This window comes from Streptomyces bicolor (assembly GCF_000719285.1).
Lineage (GTDB): Bacteria > Actinomycetota > Actinomycetes > Streptomycetales > Streptomycetaceae > Streptomyces > Streptomyces bicolor.
This window is the reverse complement of record NZ_JOFS01000020.1, coordinates 171,720-196,273: the sequence shown is the minus strand read 5'-3', so window position 1 is coordinate 196,273 and position 24,554 is coordinate 171,720. Positions and strand designations below refer to the sequence as shown.

Genomic DNA, 24,554 nt, shown 5'->3' with positions numbered 1-24,554 from the left:
TGAACCTAGAGCCGCCCACAACCAAGGACCCAAGATGACCCGCGTGATCGCCGGCGCAGCCGGCGGACGTCGCCTGGCAGTCCCGCCAGGAACCGGCACCCGCCCCACCTCCGACCGAGCACGCGAAGGTCTCTTCTCCACCTGGCAGTCCCTCCTCGGGGGCCCCTTGGAAGGGGAGCGGGTCCTCGACCTGTACGCCGGCTCGGGTGCCGTCGGCCTGGAGGCACTGTCCCGCGGCGCCGGCCACACCCTTCTCGTCGAGGCCGACGCCCGAGCCGCCCGCGTCGTCCGCGAGAACGTCAAGGCCCTCGGCCTCCCCGGCGCCGAAGTGAAGGCGGGCAAAGCCGAACAGATCATCCAGACACCGCCACCGACCGAGCCGTACGACATCGTCTTCCTCGACCCGCCGTACAGAGTCTCAGATCACGATCTTCGCGAGATTCTGCTCACACTCCGCTCAGGGGGCTGGCTAGCGCCGGAGGCGCTCGTCACCGTTGAGCGCAGCACCAGAGGCGGCGAATTCAGGTGGCCGGACGGCTTCGAAGCGCTCCGGGCCCGTCGCTACGGCGAGGGAACGTTTTGGTACGGTCGCGCCGCCTCTACGTGCGAAGACGCACGATGACCGGACCGGAGAGCGAGGGATCACAAGTGCGCCGCGCCGTCTGTCCTGGGTCGTTCGACCCGATCCACAATGGACACCTCGACATCATTTCCCGCGCCTCCAGGCTGTACGACGAGGTCTACGTCGCGGTCATGATCAATAAGTCCAAGAAAAGCCTGTTCGAGGTCGACGAGCGTCTCGACCTGATCCGCCAGGTCACGGCCGAGTACGGCAACGTCCGGGTCGAGGCCTTCCACGGCCTCCTCGTCGACTTCTGCAAGCAGCGCGACATCCCGGCCATCGTCAAGGGCCTGCGCGCGGTCAGCGACTTCGACTACGAGCTGCAGATGGCCCAGATGAACAATGGCCTGTCGGGCGTCGAGACGCTCTTCGTGCCGACCAACCCCACCTACAGCTTCATGTCCTCCTCCCTGGTCAAGGAAGTGGCGACCTGGGGCGGCGACGTCTCCCACCTGGTGCCCCCCGTGGTGCTGGAGGCCCTGAACAAGCGCCTGCGCAAGGACTGATGGGGCTACAGTCGTCCCGTCCGTCTTAAAACACAGCTGTAGAGAATGGCGAGCACAGGTGGACGTGCAGAAGAAGCTCGACGAGATCGTGGCCGCGATCTCCGGCGCCCGGTCGATGCCCATGTCGGCCTCGTGCGTGGTCAACCGCGCCGAACTGCTCTCGATGCTCGACGAGCTCCGCGAGGCCCTGCCCGGCTCCCTCGCCCAGGCCCAGGAGCTGATCGGCGGCCGCGAGCAGATGGTCGAGCAGGCCCGCCAGGAGGCCGAGCGGATCATCCAGGGCGCGCACGCCGAGCGTGGCTCCCTGATCTCCGACACCGAGGTCGCCCGCCGCTCCCAGGCCGAGGGTGAGCGCATCCTCGCCGAGGCCCGCAAGGAGGCCGAGGACATCCGTGCCGAGGCCGACGACTACGTCGACTCCAAGCTCGCCAACTTCGAGGTCGTCCTCACCAAGACCCTCGGCTCCGTCGGCCGCGGCCGCGAGAAGCTCCTCGGTACCGGCCCCGGCACCGACGAGAACGGCTACGAGGACGAGGACGCCCCCGAGCGCAGCCACGACCCGGAGACCCTGCGCCACAACGCCGACCAGTACGTCGACGCCAAGCTCGGGGCCTTCGAGGCGGTCCTGGCCAAGACCCTGGAGGCGGTCGGCCGCGGCCGGCAGAAGCTGCACGGCCGTATCGCCACCGACGACCTCGGCGCCCTCGCCGACGACACCAGCACCGTCCAGCACTCCAGCGACGCCGACTACCTCGCCGACCTCGCGGCCCTCGCGGAGCGGGACACCCCGGCGGCGGCCCCGGTCGAGCCGGCGGCGGCAGCCGTACCGGCACAGCCCCAGTACGACCCGCAGCCCGTACAGCCGGCGTACGGCTACCAGCAGACGGACACCTACGGCGGCTACCCGCAGCAGGCCTACGGCCAGCAGCAGGACCCGTACGGCTACCAGCAGGCCGATCCCTACGCCTCCTACCAGGGCTACGACGGTCAGCAGGCGTACGACCCGCAGCAGGCCCAGCAGGCCCAGCAGGCCCAGCAGGCCCAGCAGTCCCAGCAGGCCCAGCAGGCCCAGCAGGCCCAGCAGGCCCAGCAGCCCCAGCAGACGCACCAGTCGTACGCCCTCGACGAGACCAGCCTCTTCGACACCAGCATGATCACTCCGGAGCAGCTGCGGGCCTACGAGCAGGGGCGCGGCCAGTAGCCCACCACCGGATTGGGCCGTGAGCGAAAGGTCCAGTATCCTGGCTCTTCGGTCGCGCGTACGTCCGCGATCAACGCTGCCCGGGGACACCGAAGGGCAGTGACCCTCTGAGCTCAGCAGATCGAAAGCAGGAATGGCGTGACAGCCCGCCTCGACCACCGCAACCCTCTCGTGTTCGACACACACGAGCTGGGTCGGCGGCCCGGTGCGCTGCAGCGCCTGACCCGCGAGGTCGACGCTCCCAAGGATCTCGGTATCCAGGGAGTCGTCGGAGTGCCGGAAGGCGCCCCGGTGGAGCTCGAACTCCGGCTCGAGTCGGTCATGGAAGGGGTGCTCGTCACAGGCACCGCCCGTGCACAGGCCGAGGGGGAGTGCGTAAGGTGTCTGGAGCCGCTTCAGCTCGACGTGGAAGCGGACTTCCAGGAGATGTTCTCGTACCCTGACGCCGACGATCGGGGCCGTCACCACCACGGTGCGGAACCCGGCGACGACGCCGAGGACGACGAGGACAGGCTCTTTCTCGAGGACGGCCTGTTCGACCTCGAACCCGTGCTGCGCGATGCGGTGGTGCTCGCACTGCCGATGCAGCCGGTGTGCCAGGAAGACTGCCCAGGACTGTGCGCCGAGTGCGGCGCACGCCTCGCGGACGACCCGGACCACCACCACGACGCCGTCGACATCCGTTGGGCGGCACTGCAGGGACTCGCCGATTCACTCGAACCCGGCGATAAGGACGAGAAGAGCGGCGCCGAAGCGGGCGTCGACGAGAAGCAGGAGAAGTAGCCGTGGCTGTTCCGAAGCGGAAGATGTCGCGCAGCAACACGCGCCACCGCCGGTCGCAGTGGAAGGCTGCGGTCCCCACCCTGGTTGCGTGCGAGCGCTGCCACGAGCCCAAGCAGCAGCACATCGCGTGCCCGTCTTGCGGCACCTACAACAAGCGCCAGGTCCTCGAGGTCTGAGCGGCTGGTGAGAGGCACTGTGTCCACGCCTAAGAAGAACGCTGCGGACAACACAGCCTCGTCCCACACGCTGTTGGAAGGGCGGCTCGGGTACAAGCTCGAGTCCGCCCTTCTGGTGCGTGCGCTGACCCACCGCTCCTACGCATACGAGAACGGCGGTCTGCCGACCAACGAGCGCCTGGAGTTCCTCGGGGACTCCGTGCTCGGCCTCGTGGTCACGGACACGCTGTACCGCACCCACCCCGACCTGCCCGAAGGCCAGCTGGCCAAGCTGCGGGCCGCGGTGGTCAACTCGCGTGCGCTGGCGGAGGTCGGTCGCGGCCTTGACCTTGGCTCCTTCATCCGGCTCGGCCGCGGTGAAGAGGGCACGGGCGGCCGGGACAAGGCGTCCATCTTCGCCGACACCCTGGAAGCGGTGATCGGCGCGGTCTATCTCGACCAGGGCCTGGAATCGGCGGCGGAGCTGGTGCACCGCCTGTTCGACCCCCTGATCGAGAAGTCCTCGAACCTCGGAGTCGGCCTGGACTGGAAGACCAGTCTCCAGGAGCTCACCGCGACCGAAGGCCTCGGCGTCCCCGAGTACCTGGTCACGGAGACCGGCCCCGACCACGAGAAGACCTTCACTGCTGCCGCCCGCGTCGGAGGCGTCTCGTACGGCACCGGCACCGGCCGCAGCAAGAAGGAGGCGGAGCAGCAGGCCGCGGAATCCGCGTGGCGGTCCATCCGGGCCGCCGCGGACGAGCGAGCCAAGAAGGCGAAGGCGGCAGTGGATGCCGCCGAGCCCGACGCCGACGCGTCGTCGGCCTCCGCCTGACCGAACAGCGCGACCCGAGCGCCCGTACCCCGCCGCGGGGCGGGCGCTCGGCCCATTGAGCGGACAGGCCACCCCAGGGTGCGAAAGCCCTACGGGCGGCCCACGCAGGTCGACGGGGGATCCCATGCCCGAATTGCCCGAGGTCGAGGTCGTACGGCGTGGCCTGGAGCGGTGGGTCGCCCACCGCACGGTCGCCGACGCCGAGGTGCTGCACCCGCGTGCCGTGCGCCGTCACCTGGGCGGCGCGGACGACTTCGCGCACCGTCTCAAGGGCCACCGCGTCGGTGTCCCCAGCCGTCGCGGCAAGTACCTGTGGCTGCCCCTGGAGGACACGGACCAGTCGATCCTGGCTCACCTCGGCATGAGCGGCCAGCTGCTGGTCCAGCCGCACACCGCGCCCGACGAGAAGCACCTCAGGATCCGCGTGCGGTTCGCGGACGCCCTTGACACCGAGCTGCGCTTCGTCGACCAACGCACCTTCGGCGGCCTGTCGTTGCACGACAACACCCCGGACGGCCTGCCCGACGTCATCGCGCACATCGCCCGCGACCCCCTTGACCCGCTCTTCGACGACGAGGCCTTCCACCAGGCCCTGCGCCGCAAGCGCACGACCATCAAACGGGCCCTGCTCGACCAGTCGTTGATCAGCGGCGTCGGCAACATCTATGCGGACGAGGCCCTTTGGCGCACCCGCCTCCACTACGACCGCCCGACCGCGACCTTCACCCGCCCGCGCAGCCTCGAACTCCTCGGCCACGTAAGGGACGTCATGAACGCCGCCCTCGCCGTGGGCGGCACCAGCTTCGACAGCCTGTACGTCAACGTCAACGGCGAGTCGGGCTATTTCGACCGGTCCCTCGACGCGTACGGCCGTGAAGGGCTGCCCTGCAAGCGGTGCGGTACGCCGATGCGCAGGCGGCCCTGGATGAACCGGTCCAGCTACTTCTGCCCGAAGTGTCAGCGGGCGCCGCGGGTCTCGTCGTAACGCCGACGCGCCGCGAGCACGTCGTCCATCCGGCCCTCCACGAAGTGGATGAGGCCCATCAGTCGCTCGGCGACTCCGTGCCCCAGCGGTGTCAGCTCGTAGTCGACCCGTGGTGGGTTGGTCGGCTGGGCCTCGCGGTGCACCAGGCCGTCCCGCTCCAGGGCGTGCAGCGTCTGGGACAGCATCTTCTCGCTGACGCCGTCGACCCGGCGGCGCAGCTCGTTGAAACGCAGCGAGCCCTCGTACAGGGCGCTGAGCGTGAGCCCGCCCCAGCGACCCGTGACGTGTTCCAGCGTGCCGCGCGAGGGGCAGGCCTTGGCGAACACGTCGTAGGGGAAGTCCTGCGCGTCCGCGCGCTCCTGCGTGGTGTCCATATCGAAAGCGTACTCGCAGGCAGCGCTGACTTGCAGAGGGCGCTAACCAGAAGTTAGCGCCCTGTGCGGGAGTGACAGTGTGGTTCCGGGGGCTAGTACCCGAAGTCCTGCGTCCACCAGGGCCCGCCGGAGCCGAAGTGCACCCCGACCCCCAGCGTCTTGAAGTCGCAGTTCAGGATGTTGGCCTTGTGGCCCGGGCTGTTCATCCAGGCCTCCATCACTGCGGCGGCGTCGGCCTGGCCGCGGGCTATGTTCTCGCCGCCGAGGTCGGTTATGCCGGCCTTCGCGGCCCGGTCCCACGGGGACGCCCCGTCGGGGTCGGTGTGGTCGAAGAAGCCCCGGGCGGCCATGGCCTCGCTGAAGTCCTGCGCCAGGTCGGCCAGCGAGCTGTTGGCGGAGAGAGCGCTGCAGCCCACCTGTGCGCGCTCCTCGTTGACAAGCTTCAGCACCTCGGCCGCGGCGACGGCCTCCGCGGACACCGCCACGGAGTCGCTGGGCTTCTCCGTCTCCTTCTCGGGCTTCTTCTCCGGCGCCTTCGTGGCCGTACGGGAAGGAGATTCCTTCGGCTTCTCGCTGGGCGTCGCCGACGGCTTCTTCGACGGGGTCTTCGTCGGCGCGGACGACGTCTTCGACGGGGTCGGGGAGGCGGGCCGCTCGACGTCGCGGCTCGTCGAGCCGCCGTCCTCGTGACCCTCGGCGCTGCCGGAGGTGCCGCCCTGCTCGCTGGGGGAGTTGGTCGGGGTGTCCGCGGCCTGCACGCGGTCCGCGCCGCTGCCCCCGCCGAGCTGGTAGTTCTCGATGCCGGGCACCACGCCCGTGGCGACCGCGACCGTGCCGAGAGCGACCGCCGCGGAGACGCCGAGCAGTCCGGTCTTCACCGGCGCCGCGGCCTTCTTCTTGCGGCGGCGGTGCGAGCCGTTCCCGGGGCGGCGGGAGCCGGCGTCGGGCGTGAAACCGTCACCGTGGAAGACCGCGGTGGCGGCGCCCGCGGGCCCGCCGACGGCTGAGGTGTCGCTCGGGAAGGTCGTCGGGTCGGTGATCCGGTCGTAGTCGTCGTCCGAGGCGAAGAGGTAGGCGTCACTCTTCGCGTAGGCCTCGGCGTACGCCTCCGGGTTCAGATAGGGCGCGATGCCCATCGTGGGGCGGTCGTTCGCGTACGAGTCCAGGGAGTCGTGGCCCCCCGTATAGGAGCCGTCCGTATGTGTGACCCCCGTGGCGCGGCCCCTGGCGGCGCGGCCGGCGGCGGAGCGTCGGTGGCGTCCCATGTTTCTGGCCTTCCTCGTCCGTGCGGTCTCAAGATCCCCACAGAACTCACTCGATCGTGTGAGTTTCATATGGGATTCATTGGGTGGGGACGGTACCGCATGGCGCCCGGGGAGGAAGTGCCCGAAGAGACATTGGCCCGTTAGGTTGCACTCATGAGCGAGGATGTACGGCTGGTCGCCTGGGTCCGTGGACGCGTCCAAGGTGTGGGTTTTCGCTGGTTCACGCGGGCCAAGGCCCTCGAGATCGGCGGCCTGAGTGGTTTTGCTCTCAATTTGGGCGACGGCAGGGTCCAGGTGGTCGCGGAGGGCCCGCGTGAAGGCTGTGAGGGACTTCTGGACTGGCTTCAGGGCGACGACACGCCCGGGCGGGTGGACGGTGTCACCGAGATCTGGGACACACCTCGCGGGGGTTACGACGGCTTCGCCATCCGCTGAGCCGGATCTGTAAAGCGGGCCTGGAACGAGCGGAGGGATCTGCCACCGGCAACTGCCCCGAGCAGAAATGAGCAGGTGGTTGCCAACAACCCCCTTGCAGTGGCAGGCTCCGCAGGCAAGGATGATCGCCACGCCCCGAGGGGCCCGCAGGAGTCGCAGCACCGCCGCTTTCCGGCCGTGCGCCCCCGGGTTTCCCACCGATACGGGGCGTGATCGTGTTGACCGTCAAACTTTTTGGTGAGACGCTGAAAGCCCCGCGCACCTTAGCTGTTTGGCATGGCTGAACGGCAGCACAACTTCAGGCCTGCCAAGCAACCGCGGGTGCGAATCCCTCACGACCCACACCGCTTCGGTCGGTCACTCAGTGTGGAGGACCATCCATCATGGCAAAGGCGCTTCTCGGTTACGTCGGCGGCTCCGACCCTCGACTCCTCGCCGAGATGCGACGGCTCCAGCAGCGTGTCCAGGACCTGGAATCCGAACTCGTACGGATCCAGGCGGAGAAGGATGCCCTGCAGGCTGCCGCTTCTCACGACAGGATCATGGAGAGCATCGACGCACACCAGGCGGAGCCTGCGCTCACCTGATCACTGCATCGCTCCACAACAGCACCAGCAGTGGTTGGGCTGCCCGTAACAACCGCTAAGTTCAACCGCTAAGTTGTCAACGGCTGGCCAGTCAGCCGTAAGAAGTTGCAAGGGACGCTTCGGCGTCCCTTCTTTCTTGCCCCCGTCTTAATGCCCCGCGCATTCTTTCACTCTCTTTAACGTCTGGTGTGCCCTGCACGTTCACCGGTGAAACCGTGGGTTCATGGAGCGAGACATCCCCGGAAGGTAGAGTCCAGCGGCGTGCACCTCAAGGCCCTGACCCTCCGCGGGTTCAAGTCGTTCGCCTCGGCGACCACGCTCCGGTTCGAGCCGGGGATCACGTGTGTCGTCGGACCGAACGGCTCGGGCAAGTCCAATGTCGTGGACGCGCTCAGCTGGGTCATGGGCGAGCAGGGTGCCAAGTCGCTGCGCGGCGGCAAGATGGAGGACGTCATCTTCGCCGGCACCACCGGCCGGCCGCCGCTGGGCCGTGCCGAGGTGTCGCTGACCATCGACAACTCCGACGGGGCGCTGCCCATCGAGTACTCCGAGGTCACCATCACGCGGATCATGTTCCGCAACGGCGGCAGCGAGTACCAGATCAACGGCGACACCTGCCGCCTCCTGGACATCCAGGAACTCCTCTCCGACTCCGGCATCGGCCGCGAGATGCACGTCATCGTCGGCCAGGGCCAGCTCGACTCCGTCCTGCACGCCGACCCCATGGGCCGCCGCGCCTTCATCGAAGAGGCCGCGGGCGTCCTCAAGCACCGCAAGCGCAAGGAGAAGGCCCTCCGCAAGCTGGACGCGATGCAGGCCAACCTCGCGCGCGTGCAGGACCTGACGGACGAGCTCAGAAGGCAGCTCAAGCCGCTCGGCCGCCAGGCGGCGGTCGCCCGGCGGGCAGCCGTGATCCAGGCCGACCTGCGCGACGCCCGCCTCCGTCTCCTCGCCGACGATCTCGTACGGCTCAGGGAGGCGCTCCAGGCCGAGGTCGCCGACGAGGCCGCGCTGAAGGAGCGCAAGGAGGCCGCCGAACAGGAGCTGAAGAAAGCGCTGCAACGCGAGGCACTCCTGGAGGACGAGGTACGGCAGCTCACACCGCGCCTCCAGCGGGCCCAGCAGACCTGGTACGAGCTGTCCCAGCTGGCCGAGCGGGTGCGCGGCACGATCTCGCTGGCCGACGCGCGCGTGAAGAGCGCCACCTCCGCACCGCCGGAGGAACGCCGGGGCCGCGACCCCGAGGACATGGAGCGCGAGGCCGCCCGGATCCGGGAGCAGGAGGCCGAGCTCGAGGCTGCCCTGGAGGCGGCCGAGCGCGCCCTCGAGGACACGGTCGCCCACCGTGCCGAACTGGAACGCGAGCTCGCCCTCGAAGAGCGGCGCCTGAAGGATGTCGCCCGCGCCATCGCCGACCGCCGCGAGGGGCTCGCCCGGCTGAACGGGCAGGTCAACGCGGCGCGCTCGCGGGCCGCCTCCGCACAGGCCGAGATCGACCGCCTGGCCGCCGCTCGCGACGAGGCCCAGGAGCGGGCCTTCGCCGCCCAGGAGGAGTACGAGGTGCTGAAGGCCGAGGTCGACGGCCTGGACGCCGGGGACGCGGAACTGGCCGAGCAGCACGAGGCGGCGAAGCGGCGGCTGGCGGAGGCGGAGGCCGCCCTGTCCGCAGCCCGCGAGGCGGCCACGGCCGCGGAACGGGGGCGGGCCGCGACCCAGGCCCGCCACGAGGCGTTGGCGCTGGGCCTGCGCCGCAAGGACGGCACCGGCGCGCTGCTCGGCGCCAAGGACCGCCTCACGGGGCTGTTGGGCCCCGCCGCGGAACTGCTGACGGTGACGCCGGGTTACGAGGTACCGCTGGCGGCCGCCTTCGGGGCGGCGGCCGACGCGATCGCGGTGACGTCACCGTCCGCGGCGGCGGAGGCGATCCGGCTGCTGCGCAAGCAGGACGGCGGGCGGGCGGCGCTGCTGCTGGCGGGAGAACCACAAGACACAGGTACGGCAGCCGACCTCAGGGGCGCGGGGAACTGCGCGACAAACCACGACGAACCCTCAGACGCCCGACCACCTCACGCGGCAGATTTCGTCCGCGGTCCTTCCGAACTCATGCCCGCTGTACGCCGCATCCTGCGCGGCATCGTCGTCGTCCCCGCCCTCGAAGACGCCGAAGACCTCGTCTACGCCCACCCCGACCTCACCGCCGTAACCGCCGAAGGCGACCTCCTCGGCGCCCACTTCGCCCACGGCGGCTCCGCAGGCGCCCCCAGCCTCCTCGAAGTGCAGGCGTCCGTGGACGAGGCCGCCGCCGAATTGGAGGAGCTGGCGGTGCGGTGCGAGGAGCTCACCGAGGCGCAGCACGCGGCGGGGGAGCGGCGTAAGGAATGTGCCGCGCTCGTCGAGGAACTGGGGGAGCGGCGCAGGGCCGCCGACCGGGAGAAGTCGTCCGTCGCCCAGCAGCTCGGCCGGCTCGCCGGGCAGGCACGGGGCGCGGCGGGCGAAGCAGAGCGCTCCGTCGCCGCCGCCGCGCGGGCGCAGGAGGCGCTCGACAAGGCCCTTGAAGAGGTCGAGGAGCTGGCGGAGCGGCTGGCCGTCGCCGAGGAGATGCCGGTCGAGGAGGAGCCCGACACGTCGGTACGGGACCGACTCGCGGCCGACGGGGCCAACGCCCGCCAGACCGAGATGGAGGCCCGCCTCCAGGTCCGTACGCACGAAGAACGCGTCAAGGGACTCGCCGGCCGCGCCGACTCCCTCGACCGAGCCGCCCGAGCGGAGCGAGACGCACGCGCGCGTGCCGAGCAGCGGCGGGCGCGGCTGCGCCACGAGGCGGCCGTCGCGGAAGCCGTCGCCTCCGGAACCCGCCAACTCCTCGCGCACGTCGAGGTCTCGCTCGCCCGCGCCGACGAGGAACGCACCGCCGCCGAGGCCGCCAAGGCCCGCCGCGAGCAGGAACTCACCGTCGCCCGTAACCAGGGCCGCGACCTCAAGGCCGAACTCGACAAGCTGACCGACTCAGTCCACCGTGGCGAGGTCCTCGGCGCCGAGAAGCGGATGCGGATCGAGCAGCTGGAGACCAAGGCGCTGGAGGAGCTGGGCGTGGAGCCGGCGGGGCTCGTCTCCGAGTACGGCCCCCACCAGCTGGTGCCGCCCTCCCTGGCCGCCGAGGGCGAGCAGCTCCCCGAGGACCCCGAGCACCCCCGCAACCAGCCCAAGCCGTTCGTCCGGGCCGAGCAGGAGAAGCGGCTCAAGGCCGCCGAGCGGGCCTACCAGCAGCTCGGCAAGGTCAACCCGCTCGCCCTGGAGGAGTTCGCGGCGCTGGAGGAACGGCACAAGTTCCTCAGCGAGCAGCTCGAGGACCTGAAGAAGACCCGCGCGGATCTGCTCCAGGTCGTCAAGGAGGTCGACGAGCGCGTCGAGCAGGTCTTCACCGAGGCGTACCGGGACACGGCCCGGGAGTTCGAGGGCGTCTTCAGCCGGCTGTTCCCCGGTGGCGAGGGCCGCCTGATCCTGACCGATCCCGACAACATGCTCACCACCGGTGTCGATGTCGAGGCGCGTCCGCCCGGCAAGAAGGTCAAGCGGCTGTCCCTGCTCTCGGGTGGTGAGCGCTCACTCACCGCCGTCGCCATGCTGGTGTCGATCTTCAAGGCCCGGCCGAGCCCGTTCTACGTCATGGACGAGGTCGAGGCCGCCCTCGACGACACGAACCTGCAGCGGCTTATCCGCATCATGCAGGAGCTGCAGGAGGCCTCGCAGCTGATCGTGATCACGCACCAGAAGCGCACGATGGAGGTCGCCGACGCGTTGTACGGCGTCTCCATGCAGGGCGACGGTGTGTCGAAGGTCATCAGCCAGCGGCTTCGCTGACCCCCTCCCTTCATTCAAGAGTTGAACACATTCCCCTCACCTGCTCCTTTCAAGGTCACATCCTCGATCCCTTGACTTCGAAACTTGAAGACATAGGGTCATCGACGTTGCTTTTGCCTTCACCCGGCAGCGTTGCCGGTGCCCGAGGAGTACACGTGACCAGCACAGCGCAGGCACCCACGTCAGGAGCCCGGACGTCGCATCCCGAACATCTCGGGCACGTCGTCTTCATCACCGCGGCGGCCGCCATGGGCGGCTTCCTGTTCGGTTATGACAGCTCTGTCATCAACGGAGCCAACGGCGGCATCCAGGCCCGGTTCGACCTCAGCTCCGGCGTCACCGGAACCGTCGCCGCCAGCGCCCTGCTCGGCAGCGCACTGGGCGCCGCGATCGCCGGCCGCATAGCCGACCGCATCGGCCGGATCCGCGTCATGCAGATCGCGGCGGTGCTGTTCGCCGTGAGTGCCGTCGGTTCCGGGCTCCCGTTCGCCGCGTGGGACCTCGCCGCCTGGCGTGTCCTCGGCGGCATCGCCATCGGTATGGCCTCGGTCATCGGCCCGGCCTACATCGCCGAGGTCGCCCCGCCCGCGTACCGCGGCCGGCTCGCCTCGTTCCAGCAGGCCGCCATCGTGATCGGCATCGCCGTGTCGCAGCTGGTCAACTGGGCCATCCTCAACATGGCCGACGGCGAGGAGCGCGGGACGGTCGCGGGCCTCGAGGCCTGGCAGTGGATGCTCGGCGTGATGGTCCTGCCCGCCATCGTCTACGGGCTGCTCTCCTTCGCGATCCCCGAGTCCCCGCGCTTCCTGATCAGCGTCGGCCGTATCGACGACGCGAAGAAGGTCCTCGCCGACGTCGAGGGCGACGTGGACCTGGACAGCCGGGTCGCCGAGATCGACCAGGCCATGCGCAGCGACCACAAGTCGACGTTCAAGGACCTGCTGGGCGGCCGGTTCGGTCTGCTGCCGATCGTGTGGATCGGTATCGGCCTCTCCGTCTTCCAGCAGCTGGTCGGCATCAACGTCATCTTCTACTACTCGAACCTGCTGTGGCAGTCGGTGGGCGTCGACCCGTCGAGCTCGTTCTTCTACTCGTTCGAGACCTCGATCATCAACATCATCGGCACCGTGATCGCGATGATCTTCGTCGACCGCATCGGCCGCAAGCCGCTCGCCCTGATCGGCTCTGTCGGCATGGGCATCTCGCTCGCGGCGGCCGCCTGGTCCTTCTCCTTCCAGAACGGCAACGACCCGCTCCCGACCGCGCAGGGCTACGTCGCGCTGATCGCCGCCAACGCCTTCGTCCTCTTCTTCGCCCTGTCCTGGGGCGTGGTCGTCTGGGTCATGCTCGGCGAGGTCTTCCCGAACAAGATCCGCGCCGCCGCCCTGGGCGTGGCCGCCTCGGCCCAGTGGATCGCCAACTGGCTGATCACGATCACGTTCCCGGACCTGTCGGACTGGAACCTGTCGCTCACCTACGTCATGTACGCGGTGTTCGCCTTCCTCTCCATCCCCTTCATCCTCAAGTTCGTGCCCGAGACCAAGGGCAAGAAGCTGGAGGAGATGGGCTGAGCCCCAGGAAGGGCTCCCCGAACTCGGGGAGAAGGGCCAAGTCCCCGCTGCCCCTCTCCCCGTAACCACGCCGCCGCCCCGGCTCGGCCACTGCCCGAGCCGGGGCGGCGGTTCGTGTACGACACGTCAGGCGCCGAGCCCGGGCAGCACTCCCTCGCAGAACAACCGCAGACTCCGCCACCCCTCCTCCACCGGCATCCCGCCCGACAACGGATGCAGTACGTAGTTGTCGAAACCCAGCGCCACACACTCCTCAGGCGTCACGATCCGGTACACACCCTCGGCGCGCAGCTCCTCCACCGTCGTGGCCCCCGACTTCACCGCCGAGCGGATGTCCCCGGACTGCCAGGACGCGTACGTCCGAGCCTCGTGCAGGAAGTGGCCGCCGTGCTCGGCCCAGGCCCGGTCGGGGTCCTCGGCGATGTGCAGCAACGGCGTCTCGGCGGCCGGCATCATGGTCCAGCCCTCGGTGCCGTACTCGACGAGCCGCTCCTTGTAGTACGCCTCCAGCTCCGGCAGATGCGCGCTGGGGAAGAACGGCAGGCCCAGCCGGGCGGCACGGCGCGCGGCGGCCTTCGAGGAACCGCCGACCAGGAGCAGGGGGTGCGGCTCGGTGTACGGACGCGGGGTGATCCGCACCGTCCGGCCGCGGTACTCGAACTCCTCGCCGGTCCACGCCTTCAACAGCGTCTCCAGCAGCTCGTCCTGGAGGCGACCTCGCTGCTTCCAGTCCACGTCGAACAGGGCGTACTCCTCGGGCCGGTACCCGATCCCGGCGACCGTGACCAGCCGGCCGCCGCTGAGCAGATCCAGTACGGCGATCTCCTCGGCGAGCCGCAGCGGGTCGTGCAGGGGGCCGATGATCGCAGAGACGGTGACCGCGATGCGCCGCGTCGCGCCGAAGACCGCCGCCGCGAAGGAGAAGGGGGCGGGGAGCCAGTTGTTCTCGGCGCCGTGGTGCTCCTCCGTCTGCACGGTGGTGATCCCGTGCTCGTCCGCGTATGCCGCCATCTCCAGGGCGGCTCGGTAGCGGGCGCTGAGCGAGGCGGGGGTCGCGTCGGGCTCGACGAGGTTGAAGCGTACGACCGTGACGGGCATGGGGGTCCCCCTTCACCGGGCGGGTGTGAAGGCGGACGTTAGCTGACGGTGTGTCAGACATCCAGAGCGGTGTCGCCGGCCTCCATGGCCGATACTGGACGCGTTATGGACATCGTCATCCTTGCTGTAGTCATCGCCGTGGTCGTGCTCGGCGCGCTCGGCGGGCTCATCGTCGGCAGCCGGCGCAAGAAGCCGCTGCCTCCGCCGCCCCCGGCCGCCCCCGACATCACCGCCCCTCCGGCCGAGCCGCATGTCGGCGACGAGGCCGAGACACCGCGCGACGAAGAGCGCCGGACGATAGAGGAGGTGGATCTCCCAGGCGGCTCGACCGGGGTCGCCGTCGAGGAACCGCCCGTCGTCGAAGAGCTCCCGCCGACCGCGATCGAGGTCCCGGAGCCCACCGCCGGCCGTCTGATCCGGTTGCGCGCCAGGCTCTCCCGCTCCCAGAACGCCCTGGGCAAGGGCCTGCTCACACTGCTCTCGCGGGAGCATCTCGATGAGGACACCTGGGAGGAGATCGAGGACACGCTGCTCACCGCCGACGTGGGCGTGCAGCCCACCCAGGAGCTGGTCGAGGGTCTGCGCGAGCGTGTGAAGGTGCTCGGCACCCGCACCCCCGAGGAGCTGCGCGGCCTGCTGCGCGAGGAGCTGCTCAAGCTGGTCGGCACCGATATGGACCGCACGGTCAAGACCGAGCCGGAGACGAGCAAGCCCGGCATCGTGATGATCGTCGGCGTCAACGGCACCGGCAAGACCACCACCACGGGCAAGCTCGCCCGCGTCCTCGTGGCCGACGGCCGCAGCGTGGTCCTGGGCGCCGCCGACACCTTCCGCGCCGCCGCCGCCGACCAGCTGCAGACCTGGGGCGAGCGGGTCGGCGCCTACACCGTGCGCGGGCCGGAGGCCGGCGACCCCGCCTCCGTCGCCTTCGACGCGGTGAAGGAGGGCAAGGAGATGGGGACGGACGTCGTCCTCATCGACACCGCCGGGCGCCTGCACACCAAGACCGGCCTCATGGACGAGCTCGGCAAGGTCAAGCGCGTCGTCGAGAAGCACGCGCCGCTGGACGAGGTGCTGCTCGTGCTGGACGCGACCACGGGGCAGAACGGCCTGGTCCAGGCCCGTGTCTTCGCCGAGGTCGTCGACATCACCGGCATCGTGCTCACCAAGCTGGACGGCACCGCGAAGGGCGGCATCGTCGTGGCGGTGCAGCGCGAGCTGGGCGTGCCGGTGAAGCTGGTCGGGCTGGGCGAGGGTGCCGATGATCTGGCGCCGTTCGAGCCGGAGGCGTTTGTTGACGCCCTGATCGGAGAGTGACACCCACCTACCAAATTCGGTACGTGGTTCGAAGAAGCGCCCGCCTCCCAAGGTGCAGTTGGGGGACGGGCGCTTCGCTGTGACGGCTGTGAGGGTTGTGCTCCTGTTACGCCCGCGACCGGTGCGCCACATACGCCAGCGTGCCCAGCAGCAACCGCGCCGCCGGCGGCTTCGTCGCCGTGTCCAGCGCGGGCGGCCGCAGCCAGCGCACCGGACCCAGTCCGCCCCGGTCGGACGGCGGAGCCGTGATGTGCGTACCGGGCCCGAGGCCGCGCAGGTCGAGGTGGGTCGGGTCGTCCCAGCCCATGCGGTAGAGGAGCTCGGGGAGCTCGGCGGCGGCGCCGGGGGCGACGAAGAAATGGGCGCGGCCCTCGGGGGTGGCGGTGACCGGGCCGAGGGGGAGGCCCATGCGCTCGAGCCGGGTCAGCGCGCGGCGCCCGGCGGGCTCGGCCACCTCGATCACGTCGAACGCCCGCCCGACCGGCAGCATCACCGCGGCGCCCGGAAACTCCGACCACGCCTTGGCGACCTCGTCGAGTGTGGCCCCGGCCGGAACCTCCGGCGCGAAGTCGAGGGGGTGAGCGCCGGGCGCGTCGCAGTCGGAGCGGCCGCACGAACAGGCGCCCGCCGAGGTTCGCGCGCCGGGCACCACGTCCCAGCCCCACAACCCCGTGAACTCGGCGACGGAGGTGCACTCCGAGAAGCGGCCGCGTCGCCGCGAGCCGGATCGGATCTCCCGGATGCCGCCGATCGTGAAGCCCATGCCCCCTCCAACGGGTCCAGCGCGCCCGTGGTTACGACGCGAATTCGGTTCGTGACCCTCTGTGTTCCTCGGCGGCCGGTTACCCAGTGACGCCGCTCAGTTCACGTGGCGCTCGGAAGTGCCCCGGGTCGCGGACTCGGCGACGCGCGCCCCTGGGTGCTTCGCTACGCCCACTCCCGGCCGTCCTATGTCAAGTGAATCGCGGAGACGCCACCGTTAGTTCATTCGAAGGGGTGGCGAATGGTGGCGATTCCGGGATCGCCATGGCTGGGGGCGTGATCGTAGGATTACTGTGAGTGCACGGAGCCTCGGGGCACATGCGCTCGTGGGTATGCCGGGGGCAAGTCGGCTTTCCGTTCGAAGGGTGAGAACTGCCGGACGGGCGACCGTGTTTACCGGCATTCTGATAGGGCTTGGCGCACTCGGTGACAAGTGGTCCAAGGGATGGGGGCGTTCCAGTGAGCGGCAACAGCGGAAGCGGTACGAGTGCTGGTGGCGCATCGCACGCTGACAAGCGCCCCAACGAGCTGCTCGCGTCCTGGTTCGTGCGCAGCGGCTGGTCGAAGGGCGAACTGGCCCGCCAAGTGAACCGCCGAGCCCGCCAGTTGGGCGCCAACCACATCTCCACGGACACCTCGCGGGTACGGCGCTGGCTGGACGGCGAGAACCCGCGCGAGCCGATCCCGCGGATCCTGTCCGAGCTGTTCTCCGAGCGGTTCGGCTGCGTCGTCTCCGTCGAGGACCTCGGCCTGCGCGCCGCCCGTCAGTCACCCTCCGTGTCCGGTGTCGACCTGCCCTGGACGGGCCCGCAGACGGTGGCCCTGCTGAGCGAGTTCTCGCGCAGCGACCTGATGCTGGCCCGGCGCGGCTTCCTCGGGACCTCGCTCGCCCTGTCCGCCGGCCCGTCCCTCATCGAGCCGATGCAGCGCTGGCTGGTCCCCGCGCCGCCCGCGCCGTACCAGGAGCCCGGACCCGTCCCGTCCTCACGCGCGCGTGGCCGTCTGTCGAAGCCCGAGCTGGACCTGCTGGAGTCCACCACCGTGATGTTCCGGCAGTGGGACGCCCAGTGCGGCGGCGGTCTGCGCCGCAAGGCGGTCGTCGGCCAACTGCACGAGGTGACCGACCTGCTCCAGGAGCCGCAGCCCGAGGCCACCACCCGCAAGCTGTTCAAGGTCGCCGCCGAGCTGGCGGAGCTGGCCGGCTGGATGTCCTACGACGTCGGTCTCCAGCCGACCGCGCAGAAGTACTTCGTCCTCGCGCTGCACGCCGCCAAGGAGGCGGGCGACCGGCCGCTCGGCTCGTACATCCTCTCCAGCATGAGCCGCCAGATGATCCACCTCGGCCGGCCCGACGACGCCCTGGAGCTGATCCACCTCGCGCAGTACGGCAGCCGGGACTGCGCGAGCCCGCGCACCCAGTCGATGCTGTATGCGATGGAGGCCCGCGCCTACGCCAACATGGGTCAGCCCGGCAAGTGCAAGCGGGCGGTCCGGATGGCCGAGGACACCTTCGCCGAGTCCGACGAGTGGGACGAGCCGGACCCGGACTGGATCCGCTTCTTCTCCGAGGCCGAGCTGTACGGCGAGAACTCCCACTCCTACCGCGACCTCGCCTATGTCGCCGGCCGCAGCCCCACGTACGCCTCGCTGGCCGAGCCGGTGATGCGGCGGGCCGTGGACCTGTTCGCGAAGGACGGCGAGCACCAGCGGTCGTACGCACTGAACCTCATCGGCATGGCCACGGTGCACCTGTTGCGGCGTGAGCCCGAGCAGAGCGCGGTCTACGCCGAGCAGGCCATGCACATCGCCAAGAAGGTGCGCTCCGAGCGCGTCAACACTCGTATTCGAAAGACGGTGGACACGGCCGCCCGTGACTTCGGGGATCTCGCCGAGGTCGTGGACCTCACCGACAAGCTCGCCGTGGAGCTGCCGGAGACCGCGGAGGCGGTCTGACCGACCCGGGCGAAACCCAGAAACCCCAGAACCCCGGCCGCGGCCGGCCCTCCCGAACTGCCCGACTCGGCTCCCCCATGCCAGGTCATCGGAAGGCCGACCGCGGCCGGTTTCGTTTCCCTCCGTGAAGGTTGCGCCACGATAACGATCGTGCAGCGCAACATCTCGGAGTTCATCAACGCGTAACACGCAGGGCGCCTTCGTCACGGTGGCGAAACAACGAGGGGCTTCCACCGAAACCGCGCTGCGCCAATCTCGTGGCGCATAACCGGCCCACCCCTCAATCCGCTCAGGCTTCGCCCGCACGGGGCCGTACCAACCACGAGGAGACGCCGATGGCTCCAGCCATCATGATGGCGGCAGACAAGGTAGAGCTGTCGCCCGCCAACACAGGTTTCATGCTCATCTGTTCCGCCCTGGTGATGCTCATGACACCGGGCCTGGCCTTCTTCTACGGAGGCATGGTCCGCGTCAAGAGCACCCTCAACATGCTGATGATGAGCTTCATCAGCTTGGGAATCGTCACCATCCTGTGGGTGCTGTTCGGCTTCTCGCTCGCCTTCGGCAAGGACTCCGGCAGCCTCATCGGCTGGAACTCCGACTGGGTCGGCCTCGGCAACCTCGACAAGGGCGAGCTGTGGAGCTCGGCCGGCACGACGTACAACATCCCGGTGCTGGTCTTCTTCGTCTTCCAGCTGATGTTCGCGATCATCACGCCCGCCCTGATCAGCGGTGCCCTCGCGGACCGCGTGAAGTTCTCGGCGTGGGCGCTGTTCATCGCGCTGTGGGCCACGGTCGTGTACTTCCCGGTCGCCCACTGGGTCTGGGGTGACGGCGGCTGGGCCTTCGACATGGGTGTGATCGACTTCGCCGGTGGTACGGCGGTCCACATCAACGCCGGTGCGGCCGCGCTCGGTGTGATCCTCGTGATCGGCAAGCGTGTCGGCTTCAAGAAGGACCCGATGCGTCCGCACAGCCTCCCGCTGGTCATGCTCGGCGCGGGCCTGCTGTGGTTCGGCTGGTTCGGCTTCAACGCCGGTTCCTGGCTCGGCAACGACGACGGCGTCGGCTCGCTGATGTTCGTCAACACGCAGGTCGCCACCGCCGCCGCCATGCTGGCCTGGCTCATCTACGAGAAGATCCGCCACGGCGCGTTCACCACGCTGGGCGCCGCCTCCGGTGCGGTCGCGGGTCTGGTCGCGATCACCCCGGCCGGTGGTTCGGTCACCCCGATGGGCGCGATCGCCGTCGGCGCCATCGCCGGTGTCCTGTGCGCCATGGCCGTCGGCCTGAAGTACAAGTTCGGCTACGACGACTCGCTCGACGTCGTCGGTGTCCACCTGGTCGGCGGTGTCGTCGGCTCGGTCCTGATCGGCTTCTTCGCCAGCGGGAAGGGCCAGTCCGAGGCCACGGGCGTCTTCTACGGCGACCACAGCTTCGACCAGCTGTGGAAGCAGCTCGCCGGTGTCGGCGGTGTGCTCGCCTACTCGCTGATCGTCTCCGCGCTGATCGCCTTCGTCCTCCACAAGACCATCGGCATGCGGGTCTCCGAGGACGAGGAGGTGGCCGGCATCGACCAGGCCGAGCACGCCGAGACCGCATACGACTTCAGTGGCGCCGGTGGCGGTGCCGCCAAGACCGCCGTCGCGGCCCCGGCCGCCGCGGCCGCGAGCAAGAAGGTGGACGCATGAAGCTCATCACCGCTGTCGTCAAGCCCCACCGGCTCGACGAGATCAAGGAAGCCCTCCAGGCCTTCGGAGTACACGGCCTGACGGTCACCGAGGCGAGCGGCTACGGTCGTCAGCGGGGCCACACCGAGGTCTACCGCGGTGCCGAGTACACCGTCGACCTGGTCCCGAAGATCCGTATCGAGGTCCTGGCCGAGGACGACGACGCCGAGCAGCTGATCGACGTCATCGTCAAGGCCGCCCGCACCGGCAAGATCGGTGATGGCAAGGTCTGGTCCCTGCCGGTCGAGACGGCCGTACGGGTCCGGACCGGCGAGCGCGGTCCCGACGCGCTCTGACAGAAGAAGAACAGGAGCTGCTGGGTGTCGAGTACGGATGTGCACAACGAAGCAGAGGACTCGGGACCCAGCGGCTACGCGGCGGCCCGGCTGCGCCTCCTCACCGAGGGGGCGCGGTCCGGGCCGCCGCGCCGTTCCGCCCTCGCGGAACTGACCGACGAGTGGCTGACCGGCCTGTTCGCCGCCGGTGCCGAAGGGCTGCGTGGCGTCTCCCTGGTCGCCGTCGGCGGCTACGGCCGCGGCGAGCTGTCCCCGCGCAGCGACCTGGACCTGCTCCTGCTGCACGACGGAGGCGACAGCCAGGCGGTGGCCGCCCTGGCCGACCGCATCTGGTACCCGGTCTGGGACCTCGGCCTCGCCCTCGACCACTCCGTGCGCACCCCCGCCGAGGCCCGCAAGACCGCCGGCGAGGACCTCAAGGTCCAGCTGGGCCTGCTCGACGCCCGGCACATCGCGGGCGACCTCGGCCTGACAGCGGGACTGCGTACGTCGATCCTGGCCGACTGGCGCAACCAGGCGCCCAAGCGCTTGCCCGAACTCCAGGAGCTGTCCGCCGAACGCGCCGAGCGCCAGGGCGAGCTGCAGTACCTCCTGGAACCCGACCTGAAGGAGGCGCGCGGCGGTCTGCGGGACGCCACCATCCTGCGCGCCGTCGCCGCGTCCTGGCTGGCCGACGCCCCGCGCGAGGGCCTCGACGACGCCCGGCGCCGGCTGCTCGACGTACGCGACGCCCTGCACCTCACCACCGGGCGCGCGACCGACCGGCTGGCGCTGCAGGAGCAGGACCAGGTCGCCACCGAGCTCGGACTGCTCGACGCCGACACCCTGCTGCGGCAGGTGTACGAGGCGGCGCGGGTCATCTCGTATGCCAGCGATGTCACTTGGCGCGAAGTGGGGCGCGTGCTGCGATCGCGCGCCGTGCGGCCCCGGCTGCGCGCCATGCTGGGCGGCGGAAAGCCGCCCGCCGAGCGCTCTCCGCTGGCGGAGGGTGTGGTGGAGCAGGACGGCGAGGTGGTGCTCGCCCGTGCCGCGCGCCCCGAACGCGACCCCGTACTCCCACTGCGCGCCGCGGCCGCCGCCGCACAGGCCGGACTCCCGCTCTCCCTGCACGCCGTCCGGCGCATGGCGGCCACCGGGCGCGCCCTGCCCACGCCGTGGCCCGCCGAGGCCCGCGAGCAGCTCGTGACCCTGCTGGGCTCCGGCCGCCCGACCGTCGACGTGTGGGAGGCGCTGGAGGCCGAGGGGCTGATCACCCGCTTCCTCCCCGACTGGGAGCGGGTGCGCTGCCGCCCGCAGCGCAACGCCGTGCATGTCTGGACCGTCGACCGGCACCTCATCGAGACGGCGGTCCGCGCCTCCGAGTTCACCCGCCGCGTCCACCGCCCCGACCTCCTGCTGGTCGCCGCGCTGCTGCACGACATCGGCAAGGGCTGGCCCGGCGACCACTCGGTGGCCGGCGAGATCATCGTCAAGGACGTGGCCGCGCGCATCGGCTTCGACCGCGACGACGTGACGGTGCTCTCCACGCTGGTACGCCATCACCTGCTGCTCGTCGACACGGCCACCCGGCGTGACCTGGAGGACCCGGCCACCGTGCGCTCGGTCGCCGAGGCGGTCGGCTCGCAGGGCACCCTGGAACTGCTGCACGCCCTGACCGAGGCGGACGCCCTGGCCACGGGCCCGGCGGCCTGGTCGTCCTGGCGCGGCTCACTCGTCGCCGACCTGGTGAAACGGGTCGCAGCCGTGCTCGCCGGGGACGACCCGGACGAGCCCGAGGCCGCCGCGCCCACCGCCGAGCAGGAACGGCTCGCCATCGAGGCGATGGCGACCGGCAGCCCCGTACTGTCACTGCGCGCCCAGACCGAGCCGCCGGCCGAGGAGCAGCCCTCGGGCGACCCGGAGCCGCTCGGCGTGGAGCTCCTCATCGCCGTACCGGACCAGCCGGGCGTGCTGCCCGCGGTGGCCGGCGTCCTGGCGATGCACCGCCTGACCGTCCGTACGGCCGAACTGCGCGCCCAGGACCTGCCCGACGGCGTCGAGGGCTCCGTGCTGCTGCTGAACTGGCGGGTCGCCGCGGAGTACGGCTCCCTGCCGCAGGCCGCCCGACTGCGCGCCGACCTCGTACGGGCCCTGGACGGCTCCCTGGACATCGCCGGCCGCCTCGCCGAGCGGGACGCGGCGTATCCGCGCCGCCGGGGCGTCGTGCCGCCACCGCCCAGGGTGTCGGTCCACCCGGCCGCCTCCCGGCTGGCCACGGTGATCGAGGTCCGCGCCCAGGACGCGCCGGGGCTGCTGTTCCGGATCGGCCGGGCCCTGGAGGACGCCAGCGTGCGGGTGCGCAGTGCGCATGTCAGCACACTCGGCGCCAACGCCGTCGACGCGTTCTATGTCACAGGGCCCGAGGGCGCCCCGCTGCCCGGCGACGAGGCGGCTGCCGTGGCGCGCAAGCTGGAGGAGACGTTGCGGGGCTAGGGCCCTGCTCGCAGAGCTCGGGGGAGTGCGTGCCAGGGCCCGCGTCCCCGAGCCGATCCGAAGGACAGGCCCTGAACCAGGGATCCCGGCAACCTGCGTCGCCGGGATACCCTGGAGGGCGATTCCCAGCTGCCACCGACCCCGAGGACCGCGAGCGCCGTGTTCGATACTCTCTCCGATCGCCTCTCAGCGACTTTCAAGAACCTGCGCGGCAAGGGACGGCTCTCAGAGGCGGACATCGACGCCACCGCGCGCGAGATCCGCATCGCACTCCTCGAAGCGGACGTGGCGCTGCCGGTCGTCCGGACGTTCATCAAGAACGTCAAGGAGCGCGCCCTCGGCGCCGAGGTGTCCCGGGCGCTGAACCCGGCCCAGCAGGTCCTCAAGATCGTGAACGACGAGCTCGTGACGATCCTCGGCGGCGAGACCCGGCGCCTGCGGTTCGCCAAGCAGCCGCCGACCGTGATCATGCTGGCGGGTCTGCAGGGTGCCGGTAAGACCACCCTCGCGGGCAAGCTCGGCCGCTGGCTGAAGGAGCAGGGCCACTCCCCGCTGCTCGTCGCCGCCGACCTCCAGCGCCCCAACGCCGTCAACCAGCTCAGCGTCGTCGCCGAGCGCGCCGGTGTCGCGGTCTTCGCGCCGGAGCCGGGTAACGGCGTCGGTGACCCGGTCAAGGTCGCCAAGGACTCCATCGAGCACGCCAGGACCAGGGTCCACGACATCGTGATCGTGGACACCGCCGGCCGTCTGGGCATCGACCAGGAGATGATGCAGCAGGCCGCGGACATCCGGGACGCGGTCTCGCCGGACGAGATCCTGTTCGTCGTCGACGCCATGATCGGTCAGGACGCCGTCAACACCGCCGAGGCGTTCCGCGACGGCGTCGGCTTCGACGGCGTGGTGCTCTCCAAGCTCGACGGTGACGCCCGCGGTGGTGCCGCCCTGTCGATCCGGCAGATCACCGGCAAGCCGATCATGTTCGCGTCGAACGGCGAGAAGCTCGACGACTTCGACGCCTTCCACCCGGACCGGATGGCCTCCCGCATCCTCGACATGGGTGACCTGCTCACCCTGATCGAGCAGGCGGAGAAGACCTTCGACCAGGCCGAAGCCCAGAAGATGGCCGAGAAGCTGGCCTCCAAGAAGGGCCAGGACTTCACCCTCGACGACTTCCTGGCCCAGATGGAGCAGGTCAGGAAGATGGGCTCCATCTCCAAGCTGCTCGGCATGCTCCCGGGCATGGGCCAGATCAAGGACCAGATCAACAACCTCGACGAGCGGGACGTCGACCGCACCGCCGCGATCATCAAGTCGATGACGCCGGGCGAGCGCCAGGACCCGACGATCATCAACGGCTCGCGGCGCGCCCGTATCGCCCGCGGTTCCGGTGTCGAGGTCAGCGCGGTCAAGAACCTCGTCGAGCGGTTCTTCGAGGCCCGCAAGATGATGTCGCGCATGGCCCAGGGCGGCGGCATGCCCGGTATGCCGGGGATGCCGGGCATGGGCGGCGGTCCCGGCCGCGCCAAAAAGCAGCCGAAGAAGGCCAAGGGCAAGCAGCGCTCGGGCAACCCGATGAAGCGCAAGCAGCAGGAGCAGGAGGAGGCCGCCCGCCGGGCCGCCGCGGCTCAGGGCGGCGGCGCCTTCGGGCTGCCGGGTCAGCAGGCCGGACAGGACTTCGAGCTGCCGGACGAGTTCAAGAAGTTCATGGGCTGACGGTTCGTTTCGTACGACCGTCTCGTCGCGTAC

General features: G+C 70.1%; 21 protein-coding genes. 17 read left to right on the top strand and 4 right to left on the bottom strand.

What is annotated here, in order from left to right; translation table 11 throughout:
• Positions 1 to 34: 34 nt before the first annotated feature.
• From rsmD to mutM, 7 genes are all read left to right on the top strand, one after another.
• Positions 35 to 622: a 16S rRNA (guanine(966)-N(2))-methyltransferase RsmD gene (gene rsmD, locus IF78_RS0125960; protein WP_031485161.1), complete on the top strand. Its 588-nt coding sequence runs from the start codon at positions 35 to 37 to the stop codon at positions 620 to 622.
• Between the two features lie 26 nt (positions 623 to 648).
• Positions 649 to 1,128, top strand: a complete 480-nt coding sequence (gene coaD / locus IF78_RS0125955; protein WP_031485160.1) for a pantetheine-phosphate adenylyltransferase — start codon at positions 649 to 651, stop codon at positions 1,126 to 1,128.
• A 58-nt stretch (positions 1,129 to 1,186) separates the two neighbouring features.
• Positions 1,187 to 2,329 carry a F0F1 ATP synthase subunit B gene (locus tag IF78_RS0125950; RefSeq protein WP_031485159.1) on the top strand — a complete coding sequence of 381 codons (1,143 nt, stop codon included), beginning with the start codon at positions 1,187 to 1,189 and terminating at the stop codon, positions 2,327 to 2,329.
• Between the two features lie 138 nt (positions 2,330 to 2,467).
• Positions 2,468 to 3,112 carry a YceD family protein gene (locus IF78_RS0125945; RefSeq protein ID WP_031485158.1) on the top strand — a complete coding sequence of 215 codons (645 nt, stop codon included), beginning with the start codon at positions 2,468 to 2,470 and terminating at the stop codon, positions 3,110 to 3,112.
• Between the two features lie 2 nt (positions 3,113 to 3,114).
• Positions 3,115 to 3,288 carry a 50S ribosomal protein L32 gene (rpmF, locus tag IF78_RS0125940; protein ID WP_003951102.1) on the top strand — a complete coding sequence of 58 codons (174 nt, stop codon included), beginning with the start codon at positions 3,115 to 3,117 and terminating at the stop codon, positions 3,286 to 3,288.
• Between the two features lie 19 nt (positions 3,289 to 3,307).
• Positions 3,308 to 4,102, top strand: a complete 795-nt coding sequence (gene rnc, locus IF78_RS0125935; RefSeq protein WP_031498491.1) for a ribonuclease III — start codon at positions 3,308 to 3,310, stop codon at positions 4,100 to 4,102.
• A 124-nt stretch (positions 4,103 to 4,226) separates the two neighbouring features.
• Positions 4,227 to 5,087: a bifunctional DNA-formamidopyrimidine glycosylase/DNA-(apurinic or apyrimidinic site) lyase gene (gene mutM, locus IF78_RS0125930; RefSeq protein ID WP_031485153.1), complete on the top strand. Its 861-nt coding sequence runs from the start codon at positions 4,227 to 4,229 to the stop codon at positions 5,085 to 5,087.
• Here mutM and IF78_RS0125925 read toward each other — a convergent pair.
• Both IF78_RS0125925 and IF78_RS0125920 read right to left on the bottom strand, forming a co-directional pair.
• Entirely contained in the window at positions 5,060 to 5,461 is a 402-nt protein-coding gene (locus IF78_RS0125925; protein ID WP_031485150.1) for a winged helix-turn-helix transcriptional regulator, read from the bottom strand. The genes mutM and IF78_RS0125925 overlap by 28 nt on opposite strands.
• Positions 5,462 to 5,553: 92 nt before the next feature.
• Positions 5,554 to 6,726 carry a CAP domain-containing protein gene (locus IF78_RS0125920; RefSeq protein WP_031485147.1) on the bottom strand — a complete coding sequence of 391 codons (1,173 nt, stop codon included), beginning with the start codon at positions 6,724 to 6,726 and terminating at the stop codon, positions 5,554 to 5,556.
• A 153-nt stretch (positions 6,727 to 6,879) separates the two neighbouring features.
• Here IF78_RS0125920 and IF78_RS0125915 point away from each other — a divergent pair, with 153 nt between their 5' ends.
• From IF78_RS0125915 to IF78_RS0125900, 4 genes are all read left to right on the top strand, one after another.
• Entirely contained in the window at positions 6,880 to 7,161 is a 282-nt protein-coding gene (locus tag IF78_RS0125915; RefSeq protein ID WP_031485144.1) for an acylphosphatase, read from the top strand.
• 383 nt (positions 7,162 to 7,544) lie between these two features.
• The gene (locus IF78_RS0125910; protein ID WP_031485142.1) at positions 7,545 to 7,748 is read left to right on the top strand and encodes a hypothetical protein; all 204 of its coding nucleotides are present in this window, start codon (positions 7,545 to 7,547) and stop codon (positions 7,746 to 7,748) included.
• 261 nt (positions 7,749 to 8,009) lie between these two features.
• Positions 8,010 to 11,609 (top strand): chromosome segregation protein SMC, encoded by a 3,600-nt coding sequence (smc, locus tag IF78_RS0125905; protein ID WP_031485140.1) that lies wholly within the window; start codon positions 8,010 to 8,012, stop codon positions 11,607 to 11,609.
• A 155-nt stretch (positions 11,610 to 11,764) separates the two neighbouring features.
• Positions 11,765 to 13,180: a sugar porter family MFS transporter gene (locus IF78_RS0125900; RefSeq protein WP_031485138.1), complete on the top strand. Its 1,416-nt coding sequence runs from the start codon at positions 11,765 to 11,767 to the stop codon at positions 13,178 to 13,180.
• Between the two features lie 126 nt (positions 13,181 to 13,306).
• On the opposite strand, the gene IF78_RS0125895 is transcribed toward IF78_RS0125900, so the two are convergent.
• On the bottom strand, positions 13,307 to 14,278 hold the full coding sequence (locus IF78_RS0125895) for an LLM class flavin-dependent oxidoreductase (protein ID WP_031485136.1): 972 nt from the start codon (positions 14,276 to 14,278) through the stop codon (positions 13,307 to 13,309).
• A gap of 105 nt (positions 14,279 to 14,383) precedes the next feature.
• On the opposite strand from IF78_RS0125895, the gene ftsY reads away from it, so the two are divergent.
• Positions 14,384 to 15,595: a signal recognition particle-docking protein FtsY gene (gene ftsY, locus IF78_RS0125890; protein WP_031485134.1), complete on the top strand. Its 1,212-nt coding sequence runs from the start codon at positions 14,384 to 14,386 to the stop codon at positions 15,593 to 15,595.
• Between the two features lie 106 nt (positions 15,596 to 15,701).
• Here ftsY and IF78_RS0125885 read toward each other — a convergent pair whose 3' ends face one another.
• Positions 15,702 to 16,358: a bifunctional DNA primase/polymerase gene (locus IF78_RS0125885; protein WP_031485131.1), complete on the bottom strand. Its 657-nt coding sequence runs from the start codon at positions 16,356 to 16,358 to the stop codon at positions 15,702 to 15,704.
• A 458-nt stretch (positions 16,359 to 16,816) separates the two neighbouring features.
• On the opposite strand from IF78_RS0125885, the gene nsdA reads away from it, so the two are divergent.
• From nsdA to ffh, 5 genes are all read left to right on the top strand, one after another.
• Positions 16,817 to 18,310, top strand: a complete 1,494-nt coding sequence (gene nsdA, locus IF78_RS0125880; protein ID WP_031485129.1) for a transcriptional repressor NsdA — start codon at positions 16,817 to 16,819, stop codon at positions 18,308 to 18,310.
• A 335-nt stretch (positions 18,311 to 18,645) separates the two neighbouring features.
• Positions 18,646 to 20,001 carry an ammonium transporter gene (locus IF78_RS0125875; protein ID WP_031485127.1) on the top strand — a complete coding sequence of 452 codons (1,356 nt, stop codon included), beginning with the start codon at positions 18,646 to 18,648 and terminating at the stop codon, positions 19,999 to 20,001.
• The gene (locus IF78_RS0125870; RefSeq protein ID WP_003997576.1) at positions 19,998 to 20,336 is read left to right on the top strand and encodes a P-II family nitrogen regulator; all 339 of its coding nucleotides are present in this window, start codon (positions 19,998 to 20,000) and stop codon (positions 20,334 to 20,336) included. Before IF78_RS0125875 ends, IF78_RS0125870 begins: the two co-directional genes overlap by 4 nt.
• 24 nt (positions 20,337 to 20,360) lie before the next feature.
• Positions 20,361 to 22,808: a [protein-PII] uridylyltransferase gene (locus IF78_RS0125865; protein ID WP_031485125.1), complete on the top strand. Its 2,448-nt coding sequence runs from the start codon at positions 20,361 to 20,363 to the stop codon at positions 22,806 to 22,808.
• 159 nt (positions 22,809 to 22,967) lie between these two features.
• Complete coding sequence (ffh, locus tag IF78_RS0125860; protein ID WP_031485123.1) at positions 22,968 to 24,521, top strand: signal recognition particle protein; 1,554 nt, start codon at positions 22,968 to 22,970, stop codon at positions 24,519 to 24,521.
• The last annotated feature ends 33 nt before the right edge of the window (positions 24,522 to 24,554 follow it).